This is a genomic window from Comamonas resistens, from assembly GCF_030064165.1.
Lineage (GTDB): Bacteria > Pseudomonadota > Gammaproteobacteria > Burkholderiales > Burkholderiaceae_C > Comamonas > Comamonas resistens.
The window spans coordinates 4484756-4509910 of sequence record NZ_CP125947.1; the positions used below are offsets into that span (position 1 = coordinate 4484756).

Here is a 25155-nt window from a genome sequence, read left to right on the forward strand (position 1 = left end):
GGATAGGGGACGGTGGTGGCGTGACAGCGGCTCAGACAGGCTCAAGCGGCTTTCTTGGCTGCCTGCTCTGCGGCCTTGGCCAGCTCGGACAGCACCTCGTCGGCGTGGGCCTTGGGCGCCATGGGGAAGCCCAGGCGCGCGCGGCTGTCCAGATAGCTCTTGCCCACGGCGCGGGCCAGGTTGCGGATACGGCCGATATAGGCAGCACGCTCGGTCACCGAGATGGCGCCACGGGCGTCCAGCAGGTTGAAAGTGTGGGCGGCCTTGAGCACCTGCTCATAGGCGGGCAGCGCCAGCTGGGCGTCGATCAGCTTGTTGGCCGTGCCTTCGTGGGCGTTGAATGCTTCAAACAGAAAGTCCGCATTCGAATGCTCGAAGTTGTAGGTGGACTGCTCGACTTCGTTCTGGTGGAACACATCGCCATAGCTCAGGCCGTCGGTATAGACCAGATCGTATACCGATTCCTTGCCCTGCAGATACATGGCCAGACGTTCCAGTCCGTAGGTGATCTCGCCGGTGGCGGGCTTGCAGTCGATGCCGGCGACCTGCTGGAAATACGTGAACTGGGTCACTTCCATGCCGTTGAGCCAGACTTCCCAGCCCAGGCCCCAGGCGCCCAGCGTGGGGTTTTCCCAGTCGTCCTCGACAAAGCGGATATCGTTCTTCTTCAGATCGAAGCCCAGGGCTTCAAGCGAGCCCAGGTAGAGCTCGAGAATATTGTCAGGTGCGGGCTTGAGCACCACCTGGAACTGGTAGTAGTGCTGCAGGCGGTTGGGGTTCTCGCCGTAGCGACCGTCCTTGGGGCGACGGCTGGGCTGCACATAGGCGGCCTTCCAGGGCTCGGGGCCGATGGCGCGCAGGAAAGTGGCTGTGTGCGAGGTACCGGCGCCGACTTCCATGTCATAGGGCTGGAGCAATGCACAGCCCTGTTCGGCCCAGTAGGACTGCAGTTTCAGAATGATTTGTTGGAAGGTCAGCATGACTAAGGTACGTTCGCTCGTCTGATGCCAAAGGCGGCATCTTTCAATGAAAAATGTTCTGGGCGGCCTCTGGCCGCGTAACCAGTGATTCTAAGTCTGCGCTTCCTATGTAGGTGTAGTCCGTCTCCTCGGCCCCACAACGCGCATTCTCGACCTCCCGGCACGCATGCAGATTTCAAAGTGTGAAGCAGACAGAAAACCGCGCTTGCGCAATCTGCCAGTCCTCGCATTTGCGCCCCAGCACGTATAAAACCTTCGTCACGCGCTCACTTTTTAACAATTTCCCCGCCATGCCCTTTGCAGCGGGAACTGCACCACCCCGTTTGCCTCCTAGAATGACTCGCTTTCCGTCATCCACCTTTGGAGCACGCCATGGATTTCATGAAAATCATCACCAAGCAACTGATCGAAATCATCGAATGGACCGATGATTCGCGCGACACGCTGTCGTATCGCTGGCCCGATGAGGACAAGGAAATCAAGAACGGCGCCCAGTTGGTCGTGCGTGAATCGCAGCAGGTGCAGTTCGTCTCCGAAGGCCAGTTTGCCGACCTGTTCAACCCGGGTCGCTATCAGCTGACCACGCAGAACATTCCGATCCTGTCCACGCTGCGCGGCTGGAAGTACGGCTTCAACTCCCCCTTCAAGTGCGATGTCTACTACATCAACACGCGCTTGTTCACGGGCAACAAATGGGGCACCTCCAACCCCATCATGATGCGCGACAAGGACTTTGGCGTGATTCGTCTGCGCGCCTTTGGTACCTATGACTTCCGCATCACCAACGCCGCCCTGTTCCTCAAGGAAGTGGCCGGCACGGACCAGAACTTCCGCATCGACGAATTTGCCGACACCATGCGCTCGCGCATCGTCAGCATCTTCTCTGAAGCCCTGGCCAAGGCCCAGGTGCCGGCACTCGACGTGGCCCAGCGCTACAGCGAACTGGGCGACGCCCTGCTGCAGCTCATCAACCCGGCCGTCAGCGAGAAATACGGCCTGGAGATCACCAGCTTCCTGCTGGAAAACGTTTCCGTGCCACCCGAGGTGGAGCAGGCCATCGACAAGCGCTCCAGCATGGGTGCCATCGGCAACCTCAACGACTATGTGAAGTACCAGATGGGCCAAGCCATGGCCAATGGCGGCGAAGGCGCTGCAGCCGCCACCATTCCGGCCACCATGGCCATGGGCTTCGGCATGGCACAGGAAATGATGAAGGGCATGCAAGGCGGCGCAGCCGGTGGAGCTCCTGCAACAGGAGCAGCTGCCGCAGATCCCTTCTCGCCTGCAGCTGCGCAAGCGGCCCAGACTCAGGTCGCGCCCGCTGCGCCTGCGGCAGGTGCTATGCAAGTGTTGACGCCGGCCCAGGCCGCCCAGGTGCTGGGTGTGGCCGAGGCCGATGTGCTGGCAGAAATCCAGGCCGGCAACTTGAAGGCCCGCCAGATCGGCAGCCAGTGGCGTATCGCACAGGCTGCGCTGGACGAATTTCTGCGCGGTTGATTCAGAACCTATAGCACCAGACGCTCACCATGACTGAACATAGCCCGGCTTTCATCAGTGCAGTGCCGGTGCTGGCATCTCTGGACATGGCGCGCACTGTGGCTTTCTATGTGCGCGTGCTGAATGCCAAGGCGGTATATGTTCAACCTGGCGAGTACGGCATCGTCTCGCTGGGCGGGCTGGAACTGCACTTCTGGGCCTGCCAGGACCCGGAGATCCCCAAACAGACCAGCTGCCGCATCCAGGTCACAGGGATTGCGGCCCTGCATGCGCAGTGCCTGGCCGGGAATGCGGTCCACCCCAATGGCGGTCTGCGCAATCAACCCTGGGGCACCCAGGAATTCAGTCTTCTCGACGAAGACGGCAACTGCGTGACGTGCTACGAAGACCATCCTGCCACCTGATACTGTTTTTGCCGTGGCCACATCTGCTTCCTCCACCCACTCTTCCGGATCTGCGTTCACCCCGGCCCCTGAAGCCGCCTCGCCCTCCATGGTCGGCAGACATGTCTGCCCGGAATGCGGCGGCAATCTGGAGTGGAATGCCAAGGCGCAGTCACTCAAATGTCCGTATTGCGGCACGGTGGTGCCCTGGAGTGAAGAGACCCAGCCCGAGCTGGGTCAGCAGGTGGTGGAACAGGACTTGGCCCAGGCCCTGAGCAACCCAGCCGGTGGCCGCGGCTGGGGCACGGATGAGCGCTATGAGGTGCAATGCCAGAACTGCCGGGCCATCTCGGTCTTTCTGAGCAAGAACGTCGCGCAGCGCTGCGATTTCTGCGGCTCGCCCTCCATCGTGGCGCATGAGGAGCGCAACGACGCCATCACGCCGCAAAGCATTCTTCCCTTCAAGATCAGCGACGGCCAGATCCGCGACAAGATTCGCGCCTGGTATGGCAGCCGCTGGTTTGCGCCCAGCAAGCTCAAGAGCGCTGCGCTGACCGATACGCTGCACGGCGTCTATCTGCCCTACTGGACGTTTGACGCCCATGCGGCCGCACAGTGGTGGGCCGAGGCCGGCTATTACTACTACACCACCGAAACCTATCGCGATGCCAACGGCCAGACCCAGACACGTCAGGTCCAGCATGTGCGCTGGGAGCCCGCCTCGGGCAGCCTGCAGCATTTCTTTGACGACGAGCTGGTGCCCGGCACCGTCGGCGTGCAGCCCAATCTGCTGCGCCAAGTCGAGCCCTTCCCCACCACCACCGACCTCAAGCCCTACAGCCCCGAGTTTGTGCGCGGCTGGACGGTGGAGCGCTATCAGGTCGACCTGTCCAAGGCCGCCAGGATCAACGAGCAGGATATGGACGAGCAGCTGCGCAGCATGTGTTCGCGCGAGGTGCCCGGCGACACCCAACGCAATCTGCAGGTGCAGCGCCAGTACTCGGGCCGCACGTTCAAGCACACGCTGGTGCCGGTCTGGCTGGTCGGCTACACCTATGGCCGCAAGACCTACCAGATCGTCGCCAACGGCTATACCGGCCAGATTGCAGGCGAGCGGCCGTACAGCTGGGTCAAGATCACATTCGCCGTGCTGGCCGTGATTTTGCTCATCATGCTGATTGCACCGCTGTTTGTTCAGCAGTGATACTCATGCATTGATAGCTGCTTGCGCTGGATAGATCTCGATTGTGATTTCATTTCCCTGAAATTCAAGAGCTAACAAACGCAAGTAGCTATCTAATCAATAGCAGCTACCAAGCTTTCCAGACTTCCTCGGCCAGGCCAAAGGCCGTGCTCGCGCCCGAACCGCTGGTTACCGCCACCACGCGCGTCGCTTCGTCGGGAGCCTTCACAAAACAAGGAGCTTCGGCACTGGAAGGGTAGATGCCCGTCCAGCGCTCCACGACCTGGGCGTTGTCGATATGCAGTGCCTCGTGCATATGGCGCAGCATGAGCTGGTTCACCGCCTCGCTGGCAAAGGGCTGTGGCGCAGGGCCGTAGTGGTGCGAATCGCCCACCACCAGAGAGCCATCGGCACTCTGCACGGCAATCAGGTGGATGCCGTAGGCCAGGCTCTCGGCCTCGTCACGCTCCAGCTCTGCGCGCAGCGCAGCGGCCTCGGGCAGAGCGCTATAGCCCTCGTAGCGCACCATGCTCAGATCACCCATGACCGAGCCTTCGAGCTTGAAGCCGGCCTGCGGTTTGACGCGCAGCATCTGCAGCTGGCACAGCTGCACTTTGTGGTCGGCCCATTCGCCGGCGAACAGCCCGCCTGGATCGGCATTGTTGCAGACCACTACGCGTTCGGCATGGTAGATGCCTCGCGAGGTGGTGACGCTGGGCGTAGCCACTTCCGTCACGCTTTCACTGAAACGGAAATCCACCCCCAGCGCCTGCTGCAGCCACAGTGCCAGTTGCGGGATGGCTGTGCGCGACTCCACGCGCAACTCGTGCGGGCTGTAGAGCACGGATTGCAGCCCTTCGGTACGCAGTGCCGGATGGCGCGCTGCAGCCTGAGCAGGCGTCAGCAGCTCGCAGCCTTCACCCATCTCGGTTGGCATGAATGCGTCGATCACGGCCGCTGCTGCCGGACGGCGCGCCGTCAGCCACAGACCGGAGTGAATGACATCGATACCGGCCTTGGGCGCAATCTCGGCCCAGACATCACGGGAGCGCATGGCCCGCTGCCAATGGGCACCGGCACGCTGGCCGGTGATGGTGACAAAGCCAAAGTTGCGGATCGATGCACCCAGGCAGGCGCCATCGCGCTCGATCACCAGCACGGACTGGCCGCGCGAAGCCGCAGTATAGGCATGGGCCAGGCCGACGATACCGGCGCCGACAACGATGAGGTCGTAGTTTTTCATGAGAGAAGCCATCAAGCAGACAAAGAAAGTCCCTGCCGCACCAGCGAAGCGGTGCAGCACAGAAAAGTCAGGGAATAAAAGTGGAGGAAAGCCTCAGCGATGACGCCAGTGCTGGGTGCGCTTTTGCATCCAGGCGTCGAGCGCGGCAATCAGCAAGCGACCCACAGCGGCGGTGGCAAAGATCAGCGTCGCCATGGCGGCCGCAGGGGCGATATCGCCCGCGTCATCCATGGCCAGCACGGCGACTGAAGCCAACGTGGTTTCGGGCGAGTACAGAAACACGACGGCCGACACCGTGGTCATGGCATTCACAAAGAAGTAGCCAGCCACCTGCATGACGGCAGGCAGGCACACGGGCAGGTGCACGCGCCACAGCAGCGTCCAGAACGGCACGCCCATGGAATCGGCCACGCGCTCGTACTCGGCGTCCAGTTGCTGCAGGGCCGTCAGCTGCGTGATATGGGCCACCGAGAAGAAATGCGCCACCGAGCACAGCACCAGAATGCCCAGAGAGCCGTACAGAAAATGCAGCGGGTTGCCGCCCGCGTTGAAGAACAGGATGTAGCCCAGACCCAGCGCCAGCCCCGGCACCGCCATGGGCAGCGTGGCCACGGCATGCAGCCACTGGCGGGCGCGCACCCAGCCCGTAGGCTTGGCCACCAGATAGGCGCTCAGAAAGCTCAGCAACGCGCCAATCACCGCCGTGGCAGCGGCCATGGTCAGCGAATTGCCGTAGCTGGCCCAGCCGCCGCCATCCATCATGTCGAACTGGTAGTGCTTGAAGCTCAGGCTCAGGTTGTAGGGCCAGAAGCTGACCAGCGAGGCCAGCATGGCCGTCCCCATCACCGCCAGCAATGCCAGGGCAATCAGGCTGCAATAGACCAGCAACGCACGGTCCAGCGGCGCGTGAGGCTGCGGCACCAGCGGTACGGCGCGCACAGCCATGGTCGCCGCCTGTTTGGCGCGCAGATGGCGTTCAGCAGCAAAAGCCAGGCCGGCTGGCACCAGCAGCAGCATGGCCACCACGGCGCCCATGGACAGGTTTTGCTGGCCTATCACCTGCTTGTAGATATCGGTGGCCAGCATCTGCGTGTTGCCGCCAATCACCTTGGGCACGCCAAAGTCCGTCACCACCAGCACGAAGACCACGATCCAGGCAATCATCAAACCATAGCGGCTGGCCGGCAGCGTGACCTGGCAGAAGCTGCGCCAGCGGCCCGCACCCAGCGTGGCCGCAGCCTCGTACAGGCGCGCATCGCCCGATGCCAGCGTGGTGCACAGAATCATCAGTGCGTGCGGAAACGTCCACAGCACCGATCCCAGAACGATGCCGAAAGGCCCATAGGCCGAGCCGCCCAGCAGCCAGCTCTTGAGCATGCCCTGCGCGCCAAACAGATAGATCAGGCTGATGGCCATGAGCAGCGATGGCGCCAGCAGCGGCACCAGCGCAATCGCGCGAAACAGCCTGGCCAGCGGCATGCAGCTGCGCACCACGCCATAGGCATAGCCATAGGCCAGGGCCACGCACAGCGTGCTGCTGAGGGCCGACAGCCACAGGCTGTTGAACAGCGACCGGCCTACGCCCAGCATCCGCGCATAGGCCATGAATTGCGCCAGACCGGAAAACTGACCGTCGGCCGATACAAAGCTGTGGCCCAGCAGCGTGCCCACGGGCAGTGCAATCGCTACCAGCAGCACGGCCAGCAGGCCCAGCACCAGAGCGCCCAGCCAGAGCTTTTCCCAGTTGAAGACGTAAGTCTGCCGCGGCGCAGTGGGGCCACTGGCCTGCTTGCGACTGGCAGAAGGAATGGACGCTGCGCCCAATACGGCGGTGCTGAAACTCATGCAATCCTCCGCAGATTCTCGGGCGTCGCCAGCGTCTGCAGCGCAGCTGCGGGCAGCTCCACCAACACCTCTCCCTGCAACCAATCGGGCAGTGGGGTGTCATGGCGCAGCGGCCATTGCACGTCGATCTGGCATTGCAGCGTAGGGCTGTAGACACGCACCAGCACCATGGAGCCCAGAAACGAAGTCTCCATCACCCGCGCCCGAAACAGATTGGGCAGCGCGGTGGGCTGCGCCGGATGCAGCACCACGCTTTCGGGGCGAATCCCCACCAGCAAGGCATCTCCAGCGGCAAACCCCGCCGTCGCGCAATCGAGGCGCCCTTCGCCCACGCGTACCGCATCGCCTGTCTCGGCCACGGCGGGCAGCAAATTCATGCGCCCCACAAAGCCTGCAGCAAAGTGGCTGACCGGCTGGGCATAGAGCTGCTCGGGCGAGCCCTGCTGCTCGATACGGCCCTGGTGCATCAGCACCACGCGGTCGGCCATCGACAATGCCTCCTCCTGATCATGGGTCACCATGATGCAGGCAATGCCCAGCTGGCGCTGCAACTGGCGGATTTCGCTGCGCAGCTCGGTACGCACCTGGGCATCAAGGGCCGACAACGGCTCGTCCAGCAGCAGCAAGCGAGGTTGGGGAGCCAGAGCGCGCGCCAGCGCAATGCGCTGCTGCTGCCCGCCCGAAAGCTGGGCCGGATAGCGCTGTGCCTGCGCGCCCAGGCCTACCAGGGCCAGCATTTCCTGCACCCGGGCCTGTACCTGTCTGGTCGGCTGGCCCTTGAGACCAAAGGCTACATTCTGCGCGGCCGTCAGATTGGGGAACAGCGCATAGCTCTGGAACACCACGCCAAAGCCTCGCCGAGATGCAGGCCAATGCGTGATGTCGTCAGCCTGGAGCAGAATGCGGCCCTCGTTGGCCTGCTCGATGCCGCACAGAATGCGCAGCAACGTGGTCTTGCCGCAGCCCGAGGGGCCCAGCAGGCTGACGAACTCGCCGCTGTCCACCGACAGGTCAATGCCACGCAGCACCGGCTGGTCCTTGTACTGTTTGGCGATATGCTCAATGCGCAGCATGTATCTCTTTCAACGTGCAAAAAATCCAGGGCCACACCGCTTGCAACTGGCGCAGCCCGGCCCGGGGACGCCGAGCAAGAGCCGCCAGCAAGGGCGTCGTCCCCCTCCCGCGTAGCGAGAGAGGGGAAGGCGCGTAGCGCCTCAGGGGGAGTGACTGGAGTCCCTCAGGGGGTGATTACTTTTTTTCCGCTTTGGACTCGTAGCGTCGCGCCCACTCCGTCAGGATGCGATCGCGATTGGCAGCCGCCCAGCCAAAGTCGTTCTTGGCAAGACGCTTTTCCAGGTCGGCAGGAATGAACTCGTGCTTTTCCTGGGCCTCAGGCAAGGCCAGGATGGCGAAGTTGGCGGCGTACAACTTGTTGGCATCGGGCGTCACCGCCCAGTCGGCCAGGACCTTGGCGGCTTCCTGCTTTTTGCTGGTCTTCATGATGGCTGTGGCCTCCACATCCCAGCCCAGGCCTTCCCTGGGGAAGACGATGTCGATGGGCGCCCCATCCTTCTTGGTCTTGTTGGCCCGGTATTCAAAGCTCAGGCCCACGGGGAATTCGCCCGCGCCGGCCTGGCGGCAGGGCTTGGAGCCGCTGTGCGTGTAGACGCCGATGTTCTGGTGCAGCGCATCCATATAGGCCCAGCCCTTGTCCTCGCCCATCATCTGCAGCCAGGCGGCGACCATCAGATAGCCCGTTCCGCTGGAAGCAGGGTGAGGCATGGTGATGCTGCCCTTGAACTCGGGCTTGGTCAGGTCGGCCCAGCTGGCAGGCGTGGGCAGCTTGCGCTTTCCGCCCTCCACGGTGTTGAAACAGACGGCGGACGACCACAGATCCATGCCCACCCAGGTCGGCGTGGCTGCCGGATCGCGCATGGTGGAGCGCACCTTGGCCAGGTTTCTGGGCGCATAGGGCTGCAGCATGCCTTGCTTGTCCAGCAGCATCAGCGAAGTGGCGGCCACGCCCCAGATCACATCGGCCTGGGGATTGGCCTTTTCGGCCAGCAGACGGGCGGTGATGATGCCCGTGCTGTCGCGCACGAACCTCAGCTCGATCTCGGGGTGGGCTTTTTCAAAGCCAACCTTGTAGGCCTTGATCTGATCGGCTTCCAGGGCCGAATAGACCAGCAACTCGGTCTTGGCGGCCTGGGCCAGAGATGCAAAGCCCAGAGCGGCCGAGGCCACGGCAATCAAGGTAAGGCGGCGAGTGCCGCAGGCAGTGACAAAGCGCATGAATAACAGTCCCGTGTTGTGATTTCAAGGCATGAACGCTTGCATTCATGACATGCCGAGACTGTAGAAATCCTCTGTGAAACTGCCATGTCACAGAACTGAAATTTGCCAAAGCGGATATCAGCAAACTTTAGTGCCGTGGCAGTCCCTCAAGCGCTATCTTTATAAGAGCACGAGACGCCAACCGAGCATCAGAAACTTCATACGAGAGCTTTGCAACCCTTTTGTGGATTGCGCAATACGCTATCCAATCAATGAGCTTCTATGCGGGGACAATGAACACCTCTCACCGCCACCACCAGTCCCGCCATGTTTGTCACGCAGCTCAAATCGTTCTTCTGGGTCGCCCGGCTTGGCAGCATCACCCAGGCGGCACGTCAGCTGGGCCTGAGCCAGCCCACCGTCACGGCGCAGATCAAGGCCTTGGAGGAGATGTACGAGGTGGAGCTGTTCACCCGGCAAAGCGGGCGGCTGGCCATTACCGATGCCGGCCTGAAGCTGCTGCCGCAGATCGAGCAGCTGCTGCTGCAAACAGCGCAGATCGAATCCAGCATGCGTCAGTCCGGCACCGTGCAGCAGGGTCAGCTGCGCATTGGTGCCACCGCACCCTATTACGTGCTCGATATCGTCAGGCGCTACCAGGCAGCATTGCCGCTGGTGGACATCAGCATACAGAGCGGCAATTCGCGCCAGATGATCCAGGCGCTGGCCGAGTATCGGGTGGATCTGGCCACCTCCTCTCACCTGGACACCGACCCGCGCCTGCTGCGCATCGAGCTGGGACGCGACCCCCTGGCCTTGGTCGTGCACGTAAAACACGCTCTTGCCAGACGTCCCCGGCAAGGAAAAATCGCACTGGACGCTCTGGCCAATGACACACTGATCTTGCGCGAACGCGGCTCCATGACCCGCCAGCTGACAGAGCAGATGCTGGAGTCCGCCCGCGTCACGCCTCACAAGATACTGGAAATCGCCAGCCGCGAATCCATACGCGAAGCCGTGATCCGCCAAATGGGCATCAGCATTTTTGCCCTCCACGAGGCATCGGCCCACCCCGACCTGGTGGTGCTGGAGCTTGCAGGCGATGTCCCCACTCTTGCAGAGTACCTGTACTGCCTGCGTGAGCGCCAGGACTCTCAGCTGATTCAGCCATTTCTGCAGATGGCTGAACGAACCCCGTTTAATCGAACAGCTCAGCCTGTTTGAATGCGGGCTGCTTCTGATCTTTCTCGGACAAGGAAAACTCGATATCGAGCTGTGGCCACGCAATAGCTATGTCCGGATCATTCCAGAGCAAGCCCCGATCCGACTCCGGAGCGTAATAGGCCGTGGTCTTGTACACAAAGTCAGCTGTGTCGCTGAGCACCACAAAGCCATGGGCAAAGCCCGGCGGAATCCAGAGCTGGCGGTGATTCTCGGCGCTCAGCTCCGCGCCCACCCATTGACCAAAGGTGGGCGAGCTGCGGCGGATATCCACGGCCACATCAAACACGGCACCCGAGATCACACGCACCAGCTTGCCCTGGGCATGGGGCGGCAGCTGGTAGTGCAGCCCGCGCAGCACGCCTTTGCTGCTGCGGCTGTGGTTGTCCTGAATGAACTCGAAGTTCGTGCCCGTGGCCTGGTTGAAGAGGTCCTGGCGAAAGCTTTCCAGAAAAAAGCCGCGCGCATCCCCAAACACCTTGGGCTCGATCAGAAAGACATCGGGAATGGCCAAAGGCGTGAACTTCATGCGCGCACCTTTTCCTTGAGCACCTGCAGCAGATATTGTCCGTAGCCATTCTTGGCCAGCGCCTGGCCCAGCTTCTCCAGCTGGGCAGCATCAATCCATTTCTGGCGATAGGCGATTTCTTCCGGGCAGGCCACTTTCAGGCCCTGGCGCTGCTGCAAGGTGGCGATGAATTGCCCGGCTTCGAGCAGGCTGTCATGGGTGCCGGTGTCCAGCCAGGCATAGCCTCGGCCCATCAGTTCCACATTGAGCTTGCCTTGCTGCAGATACATGCCGTTGAGGTCCGTGATCTCCAGCTCGCCCCGCGCTGAAGGCTTGACCTGCTTGGCCAACTCCACCACCTGCTCGTCGTAGAAGTACAGACCGGTGACGGCATAGTTGCTCTTAGGCTGTTTGGGCTTTTCTTCGAGCGACAGCACTTTGCCGGCGGCATCGAATTCGGCCACGCCATAGCGCTCGGGGTCTTGCACATGGTAGGCAAACACCGAGGCACCGTCCTGCCGTGCATCTGCCTTTTTGAGCAGTGGCTGGAAGTCATGGCCGTAGAAGATGTTGTCCCCCAGTACCAGGGCGCTGGGAGCACCATTGAGGAATTTCTCGCCAATCAGAAAGGCCTGGGCCAGGCCATCCGGACTGGGCTGCACCTCGTATTGAAGATTCAGGCCCCACTGGCTGCCGTCGCCCAGCAGTTGTTCGAATCGAGGCGTGTCCTGCGGGGTGCTGATGATCAGAATGTCCCGGATGCCCGCCAGCATCAGCGTGCTCAGCGGGTAGTAGATCATGGGCTTGTCGTAGATGGGCAGCAGTTGCTTGCTGATGGCCAGGGTGGCGGGGTGCAGACGGGTGCCGGAGCCGCCAGCCAAAATGATGCCTTTGCGCTGTGTCGTCATGATGAATCAATGAATAGCTCCAACGCTTTGCAGATAAGCGCTTGAAGCGAGTTATTTGAAAATTACAGAATTTCGCGCAGCATGCGCTCCACGCCTTGCTGCCATGCGGGCAGATGCAGTTGCATGGTCGCTTGCAGCTTTTGCGTATCCAGACGCGAGTTCAAGGGCCGCGCGGCCGGTGTCGGGAAGGCCGTGGTCGGCACGGCGGCAATGCTTTGCACCTTCCAGTCCAGATCTGGGCGCAGGCTTTGAGCGCGCTCGATCACATGGCTGGCATAGGCATGCCAGTTGGTTTCTCCTGCCGCAACCAGATGGTAGAGACCGCCATCGCCTTCATGCGCTGCCACATGCCGCACGGCATGGGCCGTGACATCGGCAATCAGATCGGCGCCGGTGGGTGCCCCCCATTGATCGTTGATCACGCTGAGCGCTTCACGCTCCTGCGCCAGGCGCAACATGGTCTTGGCAAAGTTGCCGCCACGCGCTGCATAGACCCAGCTGGTGCGAAAAATCAGATGACGGCAATGCGTGGCCGCAATCCGCTGCTCGCCCTCCAGCTTGGTGCGACCATAGACCGACAGCGGCCCGGTCGTATCACCCTCCTTGCGTGCCGCACTGCCGGAGCCGTCGAAGACATAGTCGGTGCTGTAGTGCACCAGCAAGGCGCCCAGGCTTTTGGCCTCCTGCGCCATGACCTCGGGGGCCTTGGCGTTCAGGCGCAAGGCCAGGTCCGGCTCGCTCTCGGCCTTGTCCACCGCCGTATGCGCTGCGGCATTGACGATCACATCCGGGCGGATGCTGCGAATGGTATTCGCTAACGCCGACAGATCACCGATATCGCCACCGGTCTGTCGGTCCAGCGCAATCACCTCACCCAAAGGCGCGAGACTGCGCTGCAACTCCCAGCCGACCTGACCGTTCTTGCCCAGCAGCAGCAGCTTCATGCCGAAGCCTCGTCGGTGTACTGCTTTTGCACCCAGTCGCGGTAGGCACCCGATTGCACATTGGCCACCCATTCGGGGTTGTCCAGATACCATTGCACGGTCTTGCGAATGCCTGTCTCGAAGGTCTCTGCAGGCTTCCAGCCCAGCTCACGCTCGAGCTTACGCGCATCGATCGCATAGCGGCGATCATGGCCGGGGCGGTCCGTCACATAGCTGATCTGCTCGGCATAGGACTTGCCATCGCTGCGCGGACGCAGTTCGTCGAGCAAGCCGCACACGGTCTTGACGATGTCGATATTGGCCTTCTCGTTCCAGCCGCCCACGTTGTAGGTATCCCCCAGCTTGCCGGCTTCGAGCACACGGCGAATGGCGCTGCAATGGTCGCGCACATAGAGCCAGTCGCGCACCTGCATGCCGTCGCCATACACGGGCAAGGCCTTGCCCGCCAGTGCGTTGACGATCATCAGCGGGATCAGCTTCTCCGGGAAATGCAGCGGGCCATAGTTGTTGCTGCAATTGGTGGTCAGCACTGGTAGCCCATAGGTGTGATGCCAGGCACGCACCAGGTGGTCAGAAGCAGCCTTGCTGGCCGAGTACGGGCTGTTGGGCTCGTAATTGTGCTCTTCGGTAAATGCAGGGTCCGTGGGCGCCAGCGTGCCGTAGACCTCGTCGGTGGAGACATGCAGAAAGCGAAAGCCGGCCTTGGCCTCGCCTTCCAGACCATTCCAGTAGGCGCGCACCGCCTCCAGCAGGCGGAAAGTACCCACCACATTGGTCTGGATGAAGTCCTCGGGTCCATGAATGGAGCGGTCCACATGCGACTCGGCCGCAAAGTTCACCACGGCGCGAGGCTGGTGCTCCGCCAGCAACCGAGAAAGCTGCTTTTCATCACCAATATCAGCCTGCACAAAGATATGGCGCTGATCACCGTCAATACTTTTCAGGTTCTCCAGATTGCCTGCATAGGTCAGCTTATCGATATTGACCACGGGTTCATTTGTGTTGGCAAGCCAGTCCAATACAAAATTGGCACCAATAAAGCCTGCGCCACCAGTCACAAAAATCATAGGAAAAACCTCAAATCATGAAAATTCATTAGGGTGATCCTAGCGTCACCCCCAGCGCTTCTCCGCCATCACCAGCAAACCATCAAAAATCAGGTTGTTGACGAGCTGAAAAGGTCTTGTCATGCTCGGAGACATTTTCCAGCCTGCACCGCCAGCCATGATGCACATGGGTTCTGCCTGGCAATGCTCTGCCAGGTGCTGGTAAAGCCTCTCCACAGCCCCGGCAATCGCATAGGTACCACCGCTGGTCAACGCATCGCTGGTGTTTTTGGGAAACAGTTTGACCTCTCCCGTTGGGACATGCAGCCCTGCCGTGCCCCCTTCCAGAGCGCGCAGCATGATGCCATGGCCGGGAATGATGAGCCCACCAAGAAAGTGCCCCTCGGCATCCATGGCATCCACAGTCACGGCCGTACCCACCATCACGGTGACCAAAGGCCTTTGCGGCCCTTGCTGCAGCATATGGTGGCGCGCACCGATCATGGCCACCCAGCGGTCTGCTCCCAGGCGCGAAGGATGGTCATAGCCATTGCTCACGCCGGCCTCTTGCAAGGAGGGAACCACCCACCGCGGCTCCAGGTTCCAGCCCAGCATCTGTTCGATCTGTTCATGCACTCTGCGCCTGGCGGGCTCGCCCGCCACCACGCAGCCCAGCATGCGATCCGGCGCAGGCAAGCCAGCCCAGGCACCTTCCGCCAGCCGCTCGATATGCTCCAGAAACTCTGCCCCATGGGCCAGCAAGGCTGCGCCAGGCCGATGATCTTCATACATGGCCCACTTCAAACGAGTGTTGCCAATGTCTATGGCCAAAAATGTCATGCGGCGGATTATCAGTACTTTTGCCCACAATGAAGCGATCAAAGTCGCATCCATTACAGCAGACGCGGAAATTGTCAAAAAACTGGCACTGCAGCAATCCTTAACAGTCCAGGCATCAATTCACGTTACATTGGTCTGCTTTCATTCCGTCCACTCATTTTTAAGGAGTCAACCCATGGGTTTGTTCAGCTTTATCAAAGAAGCCGGTGAAAAACTGTTTGGCGGCGGCGATGCACATGCCGCTACCCCATCCGAGGACTTGAATGTCAAGGCGGCCCAAGCCATTGCGGCCTATATCAATACCCAGAACCTGGGCGTTTCCAATCTGCAAGTGCAGTTTGACGGCTCCCAAGGCAAGGTGACCGTGCAGGGCGTAGCTCCCACTCAGGCTGCCAAGGAAAAGGTGACGCTGTGCTGCGGCAATGTGGCCAATGTCCAGTCCGTGGACAACCAGATGACCGTCACCAACCCAGAGCCCGAGGCCCAATACCACGACGTGGTGCGTGGCGACACCCTGTCGGCCATCTCCAAGAAGTACTACGGCGATGCCAACAAGTACAACGCCATCTTCGAGGCCAACAAGCCCATGCTGACCAGCCCCGACAAGATCTACCCCGGTCAGAAGCTGCGTATTCCTGCTCTGTAACTGGAGCTTCTACAAAAAAGCGCTCAACAGAGCGCTTTTTCTTTTGGCACACGCACTAGACTCGCAATCATGAAAACCTTGCTCACCGGCGGCGCCGGGTATATCGGCAGCCATACAGCCATTGAATTGATCAGCCATGGCCACGAGGTCGTGATTTTCGACAACTTCAGCAACAGCCATCCTGAAGCGGTGCGCCGTGTGGAGCAGATCGCCGGGCGCTCCATCCCGGTGATCCAGGCCGATGTCCGCGACCAGCAGGCACTGGAGTCTGCACTTGGGCAGCACGGCATAGACAGCGTGGTGCACTTCGCCGGCAAGAAAGCGGTGGGCGAGTCCGTGGCCCAGCCTGTGGACTACTACGACAACAATGTCAACGGCACGCTGGTACTGCTGCGTGCCATGAAGAACCACAATGTGCGCAAGCTGGTCTTCAGCTCTTCTGCCACCGTATACGGCTCACCACAGTATCTCCCGCTGGACGAGAAGCATGCAACCTCGGTGACCAACCCTTATGGTCGCAGCAAGCTGATGGTCGAGGAAATCCTGGCTGACCTATACCACTCCGATCCTCAATGGTCCTTGGCGGTATTGCGCTACTTCAACCCCATCGGTGCCCACGAGAGCGGCCTGATTGGCGAAGATCCATCCGACATTCCCAACAATCTGCTGCCTTACATTGCCCAGGTGGCCGTGGGTCGTCGCCAGCAGTTGCAGATTTTCGGGGGAGACTACGACACGGTAGACGGCACGGGTGTGCGCGACTATATCCATGTGGTCGATCTGGCACGTGGCCATGTCAAAGCCCTGGAGAAACTGGCCGGCCTCAGCCAGCCCGAACTGCTGACAGTGAATCTGGGCACGGGCAATGGTTACAGCGTGCTGGAGGTTCTTCAGGCTTTCGAGAAAGCCTGCGGCAAGACTCTGCCATACGCCATCACGGACCGTCGTCCTGGCGATGTCGCCAGCTGCTATGCCAACCCGGCCCATGCGCTGGCAACCCTGGGCTGGCAGGCCCAGCACAACCTGGATGAGATGTGCGCCGATACCTGGCGCTGGCAAAGCCAGAACCCGAACGGCTATCGCTCAGCTTGATAAAGCCTCTGCCCTGGCTTCTTACTGACTCCAGGGCAGGCCGCGCTTGCGCCAGCCGCCTAGCTGGCCACGCTGGCCTGCAGCATTCACATCGCCCTCGAAGCCTTCCAGGATGTTGTAGGCCTCGATTCCCAGGCCCGTAGCACGCTGGGCTGCCGCCACCGAGCGCACGCCGCTGCGGCACAGCAGCACCAGCTTTTTGCCTTCGGGCACGGCTGCACGCAGCTGGGCATCGAAATCCGCATTCATGGCCATACCCGGCCATTGCTTCCAGGCAACGGCGACCGCACCCGGCACCTTGCCCACCCACTCGCGCTCGGCATCGGTGCGCACATCGACCAGGACGGCCTCGCCGCCTTGCACCCACTTCCAGGCCAGCTCGGCTGCGATATCGCCAGCATAGCCCTCGGCAGGCTCAATGGTTTCAGATACTGGATTCATGGTCTGTCCTTGCATAGTGTGTAGTGCGCCTCAGTCCCAGCCGGGCAAAGGCCTGTCTCTCAAAGTTCTGCGCAATTGCTTCCAGTCGGGAAGCATTTGCTCCACCACGGCCCAGAACTGCGGGCTGTGATCCATATGGTGCAGATGAGCGAGCTCATGAACCACCACATAGTCGATGATTTGCGGCGCATGCTGCATCAATCGCCAGTTCAGCCGAATCACGCCGGCACTGGTCGCACTGCCCCAGCGCGTGTTGGCACTGCTAAGGCGCAGCGCATTCCAGCGCACTCCCATCCGGGGAGCATAGTGCAGCATACGCGCTGTGAAATGGGTGCGTGCTTCGCGCAGTATCCAGGCCTGTACCGCCGCGCGGACCTGTACGGGCGGCGCATCCGGCGCCAGCGGCAAATGCAGGCACTGCGCGCCATCCGCATGCTGCTCACGATAAGTCTGGCGGGTACGGACTGGATTGGATGACCCGCCCGTCAGGCACAGCCGCATGGGGACGCCCAAATAGTCGAGCAGACCGCCCTCCTGCCAGTGAATACGTGCCTCGTTCTTCAGCTGTTGGCGCTGACCGGCCTCCTGCAGCTTGCGCACAATCCAGCCGGCCTTGGTCTGCAACGCCGCTTCGATCTCGGCCATGCCCACCCAGCGCGGAGCGGTGACATCCAGCCCCTGGGCACTGACCGAAAATCCGATGCTGCGCCGTGCCGAGCGGCGCAGCAGATAGGCAATGGGTAGGCCTTGCAGATGCACGGCGTGGCTGGCCAGGGGATGAGCCGGCAACACCACAGGCTCATCATCCTCTTCCAAATCAATAGCTGCTGCCGTTTTACCCGCCTGCGTTTGAGCGGGATTTTCCTCAAAATCCAGATCGGCTTGAAGCAAGGTCTGAGGCAAGGACGGTACTGGCGGCTTGCTCGCCCGCCGTCGAGGAATCAATTGCCCCCGTCCATCATCGACCACTGGCGGCACCAGCCATTGCCATGATTGAAAGCCGACCATCAGGGATGCCGAGCAAGAGCCGCCTCGCGGCGAAGGCATCGTCCCCTGGGGGAAAGCGCGCAGCGGCTCAGGGGGAACATCAGTACGCCTCAGGGTCCAGCCGCTGCATCTCGGCTTCGATCCAGGATTCGACCTCGGCCATCAGCTCGTCATGCTTGCGACCGGCCGACGAAATCGGCTTGCCGATGGACACATCAACCATGCCCGGCTTCTTGACGAAGGCCTTGCGCGGCCAGCACTTGGCCGATGTCACGGCAATCGGCACCACGGGCGCGCCGGCCATGATGGCCAGACGGGTGGCACCGGTCTTGTATTCGCCCACCTCGCCACGATTCACACGCGTGCCTTCTGGGAACATGATGACCCAGATACCCTGGTCCAGCAGACGCTTGCCCTGCTCCACTACCTTGTGGAAGGCGCGCGAACGCTGGGCCCGGTCGATGTGGATCATGTCCAGCGCACCAATGGACCAACCGAAGAACGGCACCTTCAGCAGCTCCTTCTTGAACACATAGGCCAGCGGACGCGGCATGATGGCCGGCATCAGGAAAGTCTCATAGGTGGACTGGTGCTTGACCAGCAGCACCACACCCTGGCTCCCATCCGCAGGCAGGTTTTCCATGCCTTGCACACGGTACCGGACACCCATGATGACGCGGGCGCTGTCCACCGACAGCTTGAGCCAGGCACGCGCCACGCAATAGGCCTTGTCGGAGGAGCCACTGATCCACTTGGTCAGCAACACACCAAAGGTATAGGGAATAACGGTGACAGCCATCCACAGCATGTGGAGGACGGAACGAATCAGGGACATGAGGGCAATCGATAGCAGGGGAGCATAACGCCTGCAAGGCGTACGAAATCAGCAAGAAACATAGCAGCTAGCGCTGAATTTTCAAGCAGTTGAAGCTATTTTTACTTGAAATCCAGAATCAATGCGAGCCGGGCGTCTCCTCTGCCGGTTGGGACACATCGCCATCTCCCAGCGGCAGCAGCGCGTTGACCACAGCCTGCAGATCGGCAAAACGCTCGCTACCCTCGGGAAGGACATCGCTGCCGCTTTCCACAAGGCGCCCCGTGGACTCCACAAACATCAGGTGCGCGCCCAGGGCCTGTCCAGCCTGCAGATGCTCCACCCCGCTGCCAATGGCCCAGATTTCCGAGCCCCCGGCGCCATAGCGCTCTGCTATCTGCTGAAACAAGGCCGGGCGCGGCTTGCGGCAGGCACAATCCTCATCGGGCGCATGGGGGCAGAAGAACACGGCCTCCACACGCCCCCCGGCGGCCGCCAGTTCGCGGTGCATCTTGGCATGCACGGCATTGAGCTCGATCACGTCGAACAGTCCGCGGCCCAGACCGGGCTGATTGGTCACCACCACCACATGCCAGCCCGCACGATTGAGGCGTGAAACCGCTTCCAGCGCACCAGGCACAGCCACCCATTCATCAGGACGGCCGATGAAACCATGGTCCCCCCACTGATTGAGGGTGCCATCACGGTCAAGAATCGCAATCTTCATGAGTGTGACGAGTGTGAATGACAGAAAAAAGCCCGCTTAGCAAACGGCCAAGCGGGCTGGCTTTCACGCGACGCAGACTTATTGACCTTCCCAGCGCTGGAGCACCAGGGAGGCATTGGTGCCGCCAAAACCGAAGCTGTTGGACAGCACGGTCTTGAGTTCGGCATCGCGGGTCTTAGTGACCAGAGGCATATCGCCCAGCAGCGGATCGGGCGTTTCCACATTGGCCGACCCGGCGATAAAGCCCTTGTCGAGCATGATCAGGCAGTAGATCGCCTCTTGCACGCCCGTGGCGCCCAGCGAGTGACCGGTCAGCGACTTGGTGCTCGAGAACGGAGGCACCTTGTCACCGAACAGCTCGCGCATGGCACGCACTTCCTGCATATCGCCCACGGGGGTCGATGTGCCGTGCGTGTTGATGTAGTCGATGGGCGCATCCACGGTTTCCATGGCCTGCTTCATGCAGGCGATGGCGCCGTCGCCCGAAGGGGCCACCATGTCCTCACCGTCGCTGGTGGCGCCAAAGCCCACCACTTCGGCCAGGATGTGGGCACCGCGCGCCAGCGCATGTTCTAGGCTCTCCAGCACCACGGCGCCGCCGCCGCCGGCGATCACGAAGCCGTCACGGTTGGCATCGTAAGCACGCGAAGCCTTTTCGGGCGTCTCGTTGTACTTGCTGGACATGGCACCCATGCCATCGAACAGTAGCGACATGCCCCAGGACAGCTCTTCACCGCCGCCCGCAAACATCACGTCCTGCATGCCCCAGGCGATCTGTTGGGCCGCAGCGCCAATGCAGTGGGCCGAGGTCGAGCAAGCCGAGGTGATGGAGTAGTTGATGCCCTTGACCTTGAAATTGGTCGCTAGGCAGGCCGAGACCGTAGAGCTCATGCAGCGCGTGACCTGATAGGGCCCCACGCGGCGAATGCCTTTTTCACGCAGCGTGTCGGCCGCTTCGATCTGGTTGGCGGGCGAGCCGCCGCCCGAGCCCATGATCAGGCCGGTGCGCGGGTGGCTCACCTGCTCTGGCGTCAGACCCGACTGCTTGATCGCGTCCTCGAGGGCAATCTGCGAATAGGCCGCAGCGTCACCCATGAAGCGCAGTTGCTTGCGGTCGATGCGTGCCTCGATATCGATCTCGGGAATACCCGCCACCTGCGAGCGCATGCCCAGTTCCGTGAACTGGGGCATGGCCTTGATGCCCGAGCGGCTCGCGCGCAGCGAGGCCTCCACTGTTGCCAGATCGTTGCCGATGCACGAGACAATGCCCGCGCCGGTGATGACTACCCGCTTCTTGCTCATGCTGCCTTACCTTGGCCGTCTTCACGCAGGAACAGACCCACGCGCAGGTCATTGGCCACGTAGATTTCCTTGCCATCGGCCAGCAGGCGTGCGTCGCCAATGGCCATGTTCAGCTTGCGCTTGATCACACGCTTGATATCAATTTCGTATGTCACCAGTTTGACATCAGGGCCCACTTCACCCGTGAACTTGACCTCACCGGCGCCCAGAGCGCGACCACGACCGGGCAGACGCAGCCAGGTCAGGTAAAAGCCGATCAGCTGCCACATGGCATCCAGGCCCAGACAGCCGGGCATGACGGGGTCGCCCTGGAAATGGCAGTCAAAGAACCACAGATCGGGCTTGACGTCCAGTTCGGCCACGATCTTGCCCAGGCCATGGGCGCCACCGTCGGCGTCAATATGCGTGATGCGGTCGAACATCAGCATGGGAGGCAGGGGCAGACGGCCGCTATCGGCGCCAAACAGCTTGCCCTCACCAGAGGCGATCAGTTGTTCGTAGGAAAAAGATTCAGCCATTCTCTCAATTGCTCCACGGCAGCCCATGGGAGCTACCTGTTACTTTATTCGGGGATCTGCAGTTCACACCCCAGCGGGGCGGTACAACCGGGCATTATCAAGGCTGGCACGCATGGCTGGCCCACAATACCCATGATCAGGCCCGAAACTCTGCCACAAATGGCGTGAGCCTTGATGGCAGTCGTGCATTTTCCCGGTAGCGGACTCCGCCATAGCCTCGGCTCAACCCTCAGCCGCGCATACGGCGCGCACCCAGCCAGGCCACGCCACAGATCAGCAGGCACAGCAGCGTCAGCGGCACCAGGCCCAGGGCATGAACCCAGCGCGCATAGGGCGTCATGCCTTCGCGGCCTTGAACCCGGGCTGAAAGCACGGCCCGCTCGAAAGGCGCCAGGGCACTGACCACCCTGGCTTTGTGGTCGATGACCACGGTTGCACCAGTATTGGTCGCACGCAGCATGGGACGCTCGAATTCCAGCGCCCGCATGCGGCTGATGTTCAGGTGTTGGTCAATCGCCACGGAGTCGCCAAACCAGCCGATATTGCTCAGATTGACCAGCACCGTAGGCGCGGTCGACGCGCTGCCGAAATGGGCAGCCAGCTCCTCGCCAAACAAGTCTTCGTAGCAGATATTGGGTGACAGATGCTCTCCAGCCCAGCTCATCGAAGCCTGGCCCAGCGCACCACGGTTGAAGTCCCCCAGCGGGATGTTCATGAGGTCGGTAAACCAGCGGAACATGGGCGGAATGAACTCGCCGAACGGCACCAGATGGTGTTTGTCGTACTGGTAAGGCTGGGTCTGCCCGGGCATCCAGCCTTCCACGGTGTTGGTGTAGCCGGCCTCCAGATTGCCCAGCGGAATACCAATCAGCGCAGCCTGCCTGCCGCCGCTCTTCACAAAGGGTTGGCGCACAAAGTCCAGGTAATCTGCAGGCAGTTGCTGAGGCAGCAGGGGAATGGCAGTCTCGGGCGCCACCACCAATTGAGCCTTGGAGTCATGCAGCTGCTGGGCATACCAGCGCAGCGCCACGATCACACCCGAGCCCAGCTCAAATTTTTCATCCTGCGGAATATTGCCCTGCAGCAACTCCACGCTCAGCCCTGGCTGCCCGGCAGGGGCTTGCAGGCTTTCGCTACGCGCCCACCACAACCCGCCCCAGACCAGCACCAACGCGGCCAAGCTGGCCAGCACAGGCTTCAGATGCAGCTTGCCTGGCTGTACCCGCGCGCGCCCGACCAGCAGCGCCAGCCAGGCGGCGATCCAGGCCGCCACAAAGCCCGTGCCGTAAACGCCGATCCAGCGCGGCAGCACGGATAGCGGGCCTTCCACATGGGCATAACCGCCCGCCCCCCAGGGAAAGCCTGTCCACAGCCAGCCCCGTGCCAGCTCGGCCAAGGTCCACAGCGCAGCAAAAACCATAGCTGCAAGCGCTGATGGGACATGGGAAATACGCTTGAAGAACCAGGAAACAATCGCGTAATAACCGCCCAGAAAAGCCGCCAGCGCCAGCACTGCGGCCACGGCCAGTGGCGCGGCCAGACCGCCATAGGTGTGCATGGAGATGAACAGCCACCAGAAAGTGGCCGCCAACCAGGCCGTGGCAAACGCCCAGCCGCGCAGAGCCGCCCTGCTCGCTGTGGGCGCCAGCAGCAGCGCATGGACCAGCACGGCCAGAGACAGTATCTGCAGCCACCACAGCGGACGGCCATAGCCGCCCACCATGGTCAGCCAGCCATCGCCCTGACCGCGCGCCCAGGGCCATGCCAGCGAAAACGCCTGCAAGGCACCGGCCACGGCCAGCAGCAGCACGCCCAGCCAGCCTTGAGGTCTGAAAGCCGGCGAGCGGACGGATGTGACGGCGTTAGGGTTCATAAGCAAGAGACGAGCGCCAACAAGACCCCCCAGGCCGGAGGCTGGGGAATGCAAGCATACGGGATATCAGTTTTTGACCAGGCTGTCGGGCGACGGGTCGCGCACCACCTTGAACCAGCGCACGGCGCCGCCCTTGGTGTGCAGCACGGTGAACTCCAGCCCACCCAGGTGAATCTGCTCGCCCCGTTTGGGCACATGGCCAATCTCATGGGCGATCAGGCCGCCTATGGTGTCGAACTCCTCATCGGGGTCGCTGGCATGCAAACGGGTTCCGAACTCCTGGCTCACATGCTCGACACTTGCATCACCGGCCACGCGATAACTGTTGTCGGCCAGGGCAAAGATATCGCCCTCGTCTTCGGGGATGTCGAACTCGTCCTCAATCTCGCCCACGATTTCTTCGAGCACGTCTTCAATCGTCACCAAGCCCGCCACACGGCCGAATTCGTCGATGACGATGGCCAGATGGTTGCGGTTGGCGCGAAACTCGCGCAGCAGATCGTTGAGGCCCTTGCTCTCCGGCACGAAGACGGCCGAGCGCACCAAAGCACGGATATTGAGCGTGGGAGAGCGCTGCAGCTTGAGCAAATCCTTGGCCATGAGAATGCCAATGATGTTCTCGCGCTCACCTTGATACACCGGAAAGCGCGAATGTGCCGTGGTGATGACCTGATGCAGGATTTCTTCAAACGGAGCGTCGATATTGATGAGATCCATGCGTGGCGCAGCCACCATGACTTCTCCGGCGCTCATGTCGGCCATGCGGATCACGCGCTCAAGCATGACGCGGGACTCGGTGCCGATGACCTGGTTGTCTTCGGCTTCGGCCAGGGTTTCGATCAGTTCATCGGGGGATTCCGGTGCCGGATGGATGAACTCAGCCACCTTTTGCAGGAAGCTTCGCTTGTCTTCCTTCTCGGGAAGTCGCGCAGGATGGGGGTCAGACACTGTCTGGAGTGCAGGACGTGCGGTAGTCAAACAAGCCACCAAGAATAGCGGATTGTGTTGACACCTGGCTGGCAGCACTCCAAAAGCCATGGGCCGCTATCACATTGCGACAGCGGCCCATGCTCTTGATTCATCTATTTTGATAGCTATCAGCGCTTGACAGGCAAGCGCCACAGCCATTTCAGCAATTATTCCGCTGACTGGTGGCGGCCTTCCTGCACACCTTTGCGCACTTCCTGCACGCCGGCCAGAAAGGACCAGAAGTTCTTGGCCTGCTTCTTGAGCTGATAGTCCACCTCGCCGATATGCTCGGTCATCAGCTCGCTGACATGGGTTTCAAAGCTTGCCGGTGGCAGCTCCAGATAGGCCTCGGATTCCGAGCCCTCGCGCTTGACGGTAGCCCCGGCATTGCGCGCGATCTTGAGCATGGCCGTGTTCTCGGACAACGCATGGATGAACATCATGCTCACGTTCTTGCTGCGCGCATGCAGCACGGCGCGCTCGAACAGGCGTTTGCCCAGGCCCTTGCCACGTGCGCTCTTGAGCACGGAGACGCCGAACTCGGCGCACTTTTCATGCTCGGGGTGACCGGCAAAAGCCAGGTGCGCCATAGCGATCAGCTCCAGGCGGCGATTGAAGATACCGAAGATATCGTCGCGTTCGAAGTCCAGATGCTCGACATAGCGCGCCACCTGTTCGTCGCTGGCCGCGTAGCCGAAGCGCAGATAACGGTCACGCTCATCGAGCTTGAGCAGGTGCTTGGTGATGCGATCACGGTGGCGCGGGCTCAGCGTGCGAATAGGTACCAAGGACGGCGAGCGACGCTCTGCGCCCTGGGGCCTGCCCATATCCCGCAGCCAGCCGGAGCCGGTCTGCCAGGGCGATTTCAACCAGTCTTTGGAGATATTCATGGCCTGAAATATAGGTAAAAACCC

Annotated in this window: 25 protein-coding genes; 6 read left to right on the forward strand and 19 right to left on the reverse strand. The window is 61.4% G+C overall.

The genetic code is table 11. The annotated features are described in order from the left end of the window. Positions 1 to 41 precede the first annotated feature (41 nt). Positions 42 to 980 carry a glycine--tRNA ligase subunit alpha gene (gene glyQ / locus QMY55_RS20840; protein ID WP_283486018.1) on the reverse strand — a complete coding sequence of 313 codons (939 nt, stop codon included), beginning with the start codon at positions 978 to 980 and terminating at the stop codon, positions 42 to 44. 372 nt (positions 981 to 1352) lie between these two features. Here glyQ and QMY55_RS20845 point away from each other — a divergent pair, with 372 nt between their 5' ends. The 3 genes from QMY55_RS20845 (at position 1353) to QMY55_RS20855 (ending at position 4064) form a co-directional block, all read left to right on the forward strand. Further along, on the forward strand, positions 1353 to 2477 hold the full coding sequence (locus QMY55_RS20845; RefSeq protein WP_283486019.1) for an SPFH and helix-turn-helix domain-containing protein: 1125 nt from the start codon (positions 1353 to 1355) through the stop codon (positions 2475 to 2477). Positions 2478 to 2506: 29 nt separating this feature from the next. Continuing rightward, positions 2507 to 2881: a bleomycin resistance protein gene (locus QMY55_RS20850; RefSeq protein WP_283486020.1), complete on the forward strand. Its 375-nt coding sequence runs from the start codon at positions 2507 to 2509 to the stop codon at positions 2879 to 2881. 88 nt (positions 2882 to 2969) lie between these two features. Next, on the forward strand, positions 2970 to 4064 hold the full coding sequence (locus QMY55_RS20855; protein ID WP_328517809.1) for a TFIIB-type zinc ribbon-containing protein: 1095 nt from the start codon (positions 2970 to 2972) through the stop codon (positions 4062 to 4064). A gap of 106 nt (positions 4065 to 4170) precedes the next feature. On the opposite strand, the gene QMY55_RS20860 is transcribed toward QMY55_RS20855, so the two are convergent. From QMY55_RS20860 to QMY55_RS20875, 4 genes are all read right to left on the reverse strand, one after another. Then, complete coding sequence (locus QMY55_RS20860; protein WP_283486022.1) at positions 4171 to 5286, reverse strand: TIGR03364 family FAD-dependent oxidoreductase; 1116 nt, start codon at positions 5284 to 5286, stop codon at positions 4171 to 4173. A gap of 93 nt (positions 5287 to 5379) precedes the next feature. After that, on the reverse strand, positions 5380 to 7131 hold the full coding sequence (locus QMY55_RS20865; protein ID WP_283486023.1) for a putative 2-aminoethylphosphonate ABC transporter permease subunit: 1752 nt from the start codon (positions 7129 to 7131) through the stop codon (positions 5380 to 5382). After that, positions 7128 to 8204 carry an ABC transporter ATP-binding protein gene (locus QMY55_RS20870; RefSeq protein ID WP_283486024.1) on the reverse strand — a complete coding sequence of 359 codons (1077 nt, stop codon included), beginning with the start codon at positions 8202 to 8204 and terminating at the stop codon, positions 7128 to 7130. The genes QMY55_RS20865 and QMY55_RS20870 overlap by 4 nt, the downstream gene beginning before the upstream one ends. A 175-nt stretch (positions 8205 to 8379) precedes the next feature. Next, a complete protein-coding gene (locus tag QMY55_RS20875; protein WP_283486025.1) occupies positions 8380 to 9423 on the reverse strand; it encodes a putative 2-aminoethylphosphonate ABC transporter substrate-binding protein in 1044 nt (347 codons plus the stop codon). A gap of 309 nt (positions 9424 to 9732) precedes the next feature. On the opposite strand from QMY55_RS20875, the gene QMY55_RS20880 reads away from it, so the two are divergent. Next, on the forward strand, positions 9733 to 10629 hold the full coding sequence (locus QMY55_RS20880; RefSeq protein WP_283486026.1) for a LysR substrate-binding domain-containing protein: 897 nt from the start codon (positions 9733 to 9735) through the stop codon (positions 10627 to 10629). Here QMY55_RS20880 and rfbC read toward each other — a convergent pair. The 5 genes from rfbC to QMY55_RS20905 all read right to left on the reverse strand — a co-directional run bounded on the left by rfbC (position 10604) and on the right by QMY55_RS20905 (position 14872). Next, positions 10604 to 11155 (reverse strand): dTDP-4-dehydrorhamnose 3,5-epimerase, encoded by a 552-nt coding sequence (rfbC, locus tag QMY55_RS20885; protein WP_283486027.1) that lies wholly within the window; start codon positions 11153 to 11155, stop codon positions 10604 to 10606. The two genes, QMY55_RS20880 and rfbC, sit on opposite strands and share 26 nt — an antisense overlap. Continuing rightward, positions 11152 to 12042, reverse strand: a complete 891-nt coding sequence (rfbA, locus tag QMY55_RS20890; protein ID WP_283486028.1) for a glucose-1-phosphate thymidylyltransferase RfbA — start codon at positions 12040 to 12042, stop codon at positions 11152 to 11154. Before rfbA ends, rfbC begins: the two co-directional genes overlap by 4 nt. Positions 12043 to 12104: 62 nt before the next feature. After that, a complete protein-coding gene (rfbD, locus tag QMY55_RS20895) occupies positions 12105 to 12986 on the reverse strand; it encodes a dTDP-4-dehydrorhamnose reductase (RefSeq protein WP_283486029.1) in 882 nt (293 codons plus the stop codon). Then, positions 12983 to 14053 carry a dTDP-glucose 4,6-dehydratase gene (gene rfbB, locus QMY55_RS20900; RefSeq protein ID WP_283486030.1) on the reverse strand — a complete coding sequence of 357 codons (1071 nt, stop codon included), beginning with the start codon at positions 14051 to 14053 and terminating at the stop codon, positions 12983 to 12985. The genes rfbD and rfbB overlap by 4 nt, the downstream gene beginning before the upstream one ends. A gap of 45 nt (positions 14054 to 14098) precedes the next feature. Then, positions 14099 to 14872 (reverse strand): type III pantothenate kinase, encoded by a 774-nt coding sequence (locus QMY55_RS20905; protein WP_283486031.1) that lies wholly within the window; start codon positions 14870 to 14872, stop codon positions 14099 to 14101. 175 nt (positions 14873 to 15047) lie between these two features. Between QMY55_RS20905 and lysM the strand changes: the two genes are divergently transcribed. Together lysM and galE are read left to right on the forward strand one after the other, a co-directional pair. Further along, positions 15048 to 15518: a peptidoglycan-binding protein LysM gene (gene lysM, locus QMY55_RS20910; RefSeq protein ID WP_283486032.1), complete on the forward strand. Its 471-nt coding sequence runs from the start codon at positions 15048 to 15050 to the stop codon at positions 15516 to 15518. A gap of 69 nt (positions 15519 to 15587) precedes the next feature. Next, positions 15588 to 16610, forward strand: coding sequence for a UDP-glucose 4-epimerase GalE (gene galE, locus QMY55_RS20915; RefSeq protein ID WP_283486033.1), 1023 nt, complete (start codon positions 15588 to 15590; stop codon positions 16608 to 16610). 21 nt (positions 16611 to 16631) lie between these two features. On the opposite strand, the gene QMY55_RS20920 is transcribed toward galE, so the two are convergent. The 9 genes from QMY55_RS20920 to QMY55_RS20960 all read right to left on the reverse strand — a co-directional run bounded on the left by QMY55_RS20920 (position 16632) and on the right by QMY55_RS20960 (position 25131). Continuing rightward, positions 16632 to 17051: a rhodanese-like domain-containing protein gene (locus tag QMY55_RS20920; protein ID WP_283486034.1), complete on the reverse strand. Its 420-nt coding sequence runs from the start codon at positions 17049 to 17051 to the stop codon at positions 16632 to 16634. 30 nt (positions 17052 to 17081) lie between these two features. Beyond that, the gene (locus QMY55_RS20925) at positions 17082 to 17867 is read right to left on the reverse strand and encodes a M48 family metallopeptidase (RefSeq protein WP_283486035.1); all 786 of its coding nucleotides are present in this window, start codon (positions 17865 to 17867) and stop codon (positions 17082 to 17084) included. A 271-nt stretch (positions 17868 to 18138) separates the two neighbouring features. Next, the gene (locus QMY55_RS20930; protein WP_283486036.1) at positions 18139 to 18873 is read right to left on the reverse strand and encodes a lysophospholipid acyltransferase family protein; all 735 of its coding nucleotides are present in this window, start codon (positions 18871 to 18873) and stop codon (positions 18139 to 18141) included. 118 nt (positions 18874 to 18991) lie between these two features. Further along, positions 18992 to 19579: a D-glycero-alpha-D-manno-heptose-1,7-bisphosphate 7-phosphatase gene (locus QMY55_RS20935; protein WP_283486037.1), complete on the reverse strand. Its 588-nt coding sequence runs from the start codon at positions 19577 to 19579 to the stop codon at positions 18992 to 18994. 78 nt (positions 19580 to 19657) lie between these two features. Beyond that, entirely contained in the window at positions 19658 to 20881 is a 1224-nt protein-coding gene (gene fabB / locus QMY55_RS20940; protein WP_283486038.1) for a beta-ketoacyl-ACP synthase I, read from the reverse strand. Continuing rightward, entirely contained in the window at positions 20878 to 21399 is a 522-nt protein-coding gene (gene fabA / locus QMY55_RS20945) for a bifunctional 3-hydroxydecanoyl-ACP dehydratase/trans-2-decenoyl-ACP isomerase (protein ID WP_158383499.1), read from the reverse strand. The genes fabB and fabA overlap by 4 nt, the downstream gene beginning before the upstream one ends. Positions 21400 to 21628: 229 nt before the next feature. Next, positions 21629 to 23272 (reverse strand): apolipoprotein N-acyltransferase, encoded by a 1644-nt coding sequence (gene lnt, locus QMY55_RS20950; protein WP_283486039.1) that lies wholly within the window; start codon positions 23270 to 23272, stop codon positions 21629 to 21631. Between the two features lie 66 nt (positions 23273 to 23338). Then, positions 23339 to 24220, reverse strand: a complete 882-nt coding sequence (locus tag QMY55_RS20955; protein ID WP_283486040.1) for an HlyC/CorC family transporter — start codon at positions 24218 to 24220, stop codon at positions 23339 to 23341. A gap of 188 nt (positions 24221 to 24408) precedes the next feature. Then, positions 24409 to 25131: a GNAT family N-acetyltransferase gene (locus QMY55_RS20960; protein WP_283486041.1), complete on the reverse strand. Its 723-nt coding sequence runs from the start codon at positions 25129 to 25131 to the stop codon at positions 24409 to 24411. Positions 25132 to 25155: the final 24 nt, after the last annotated feature.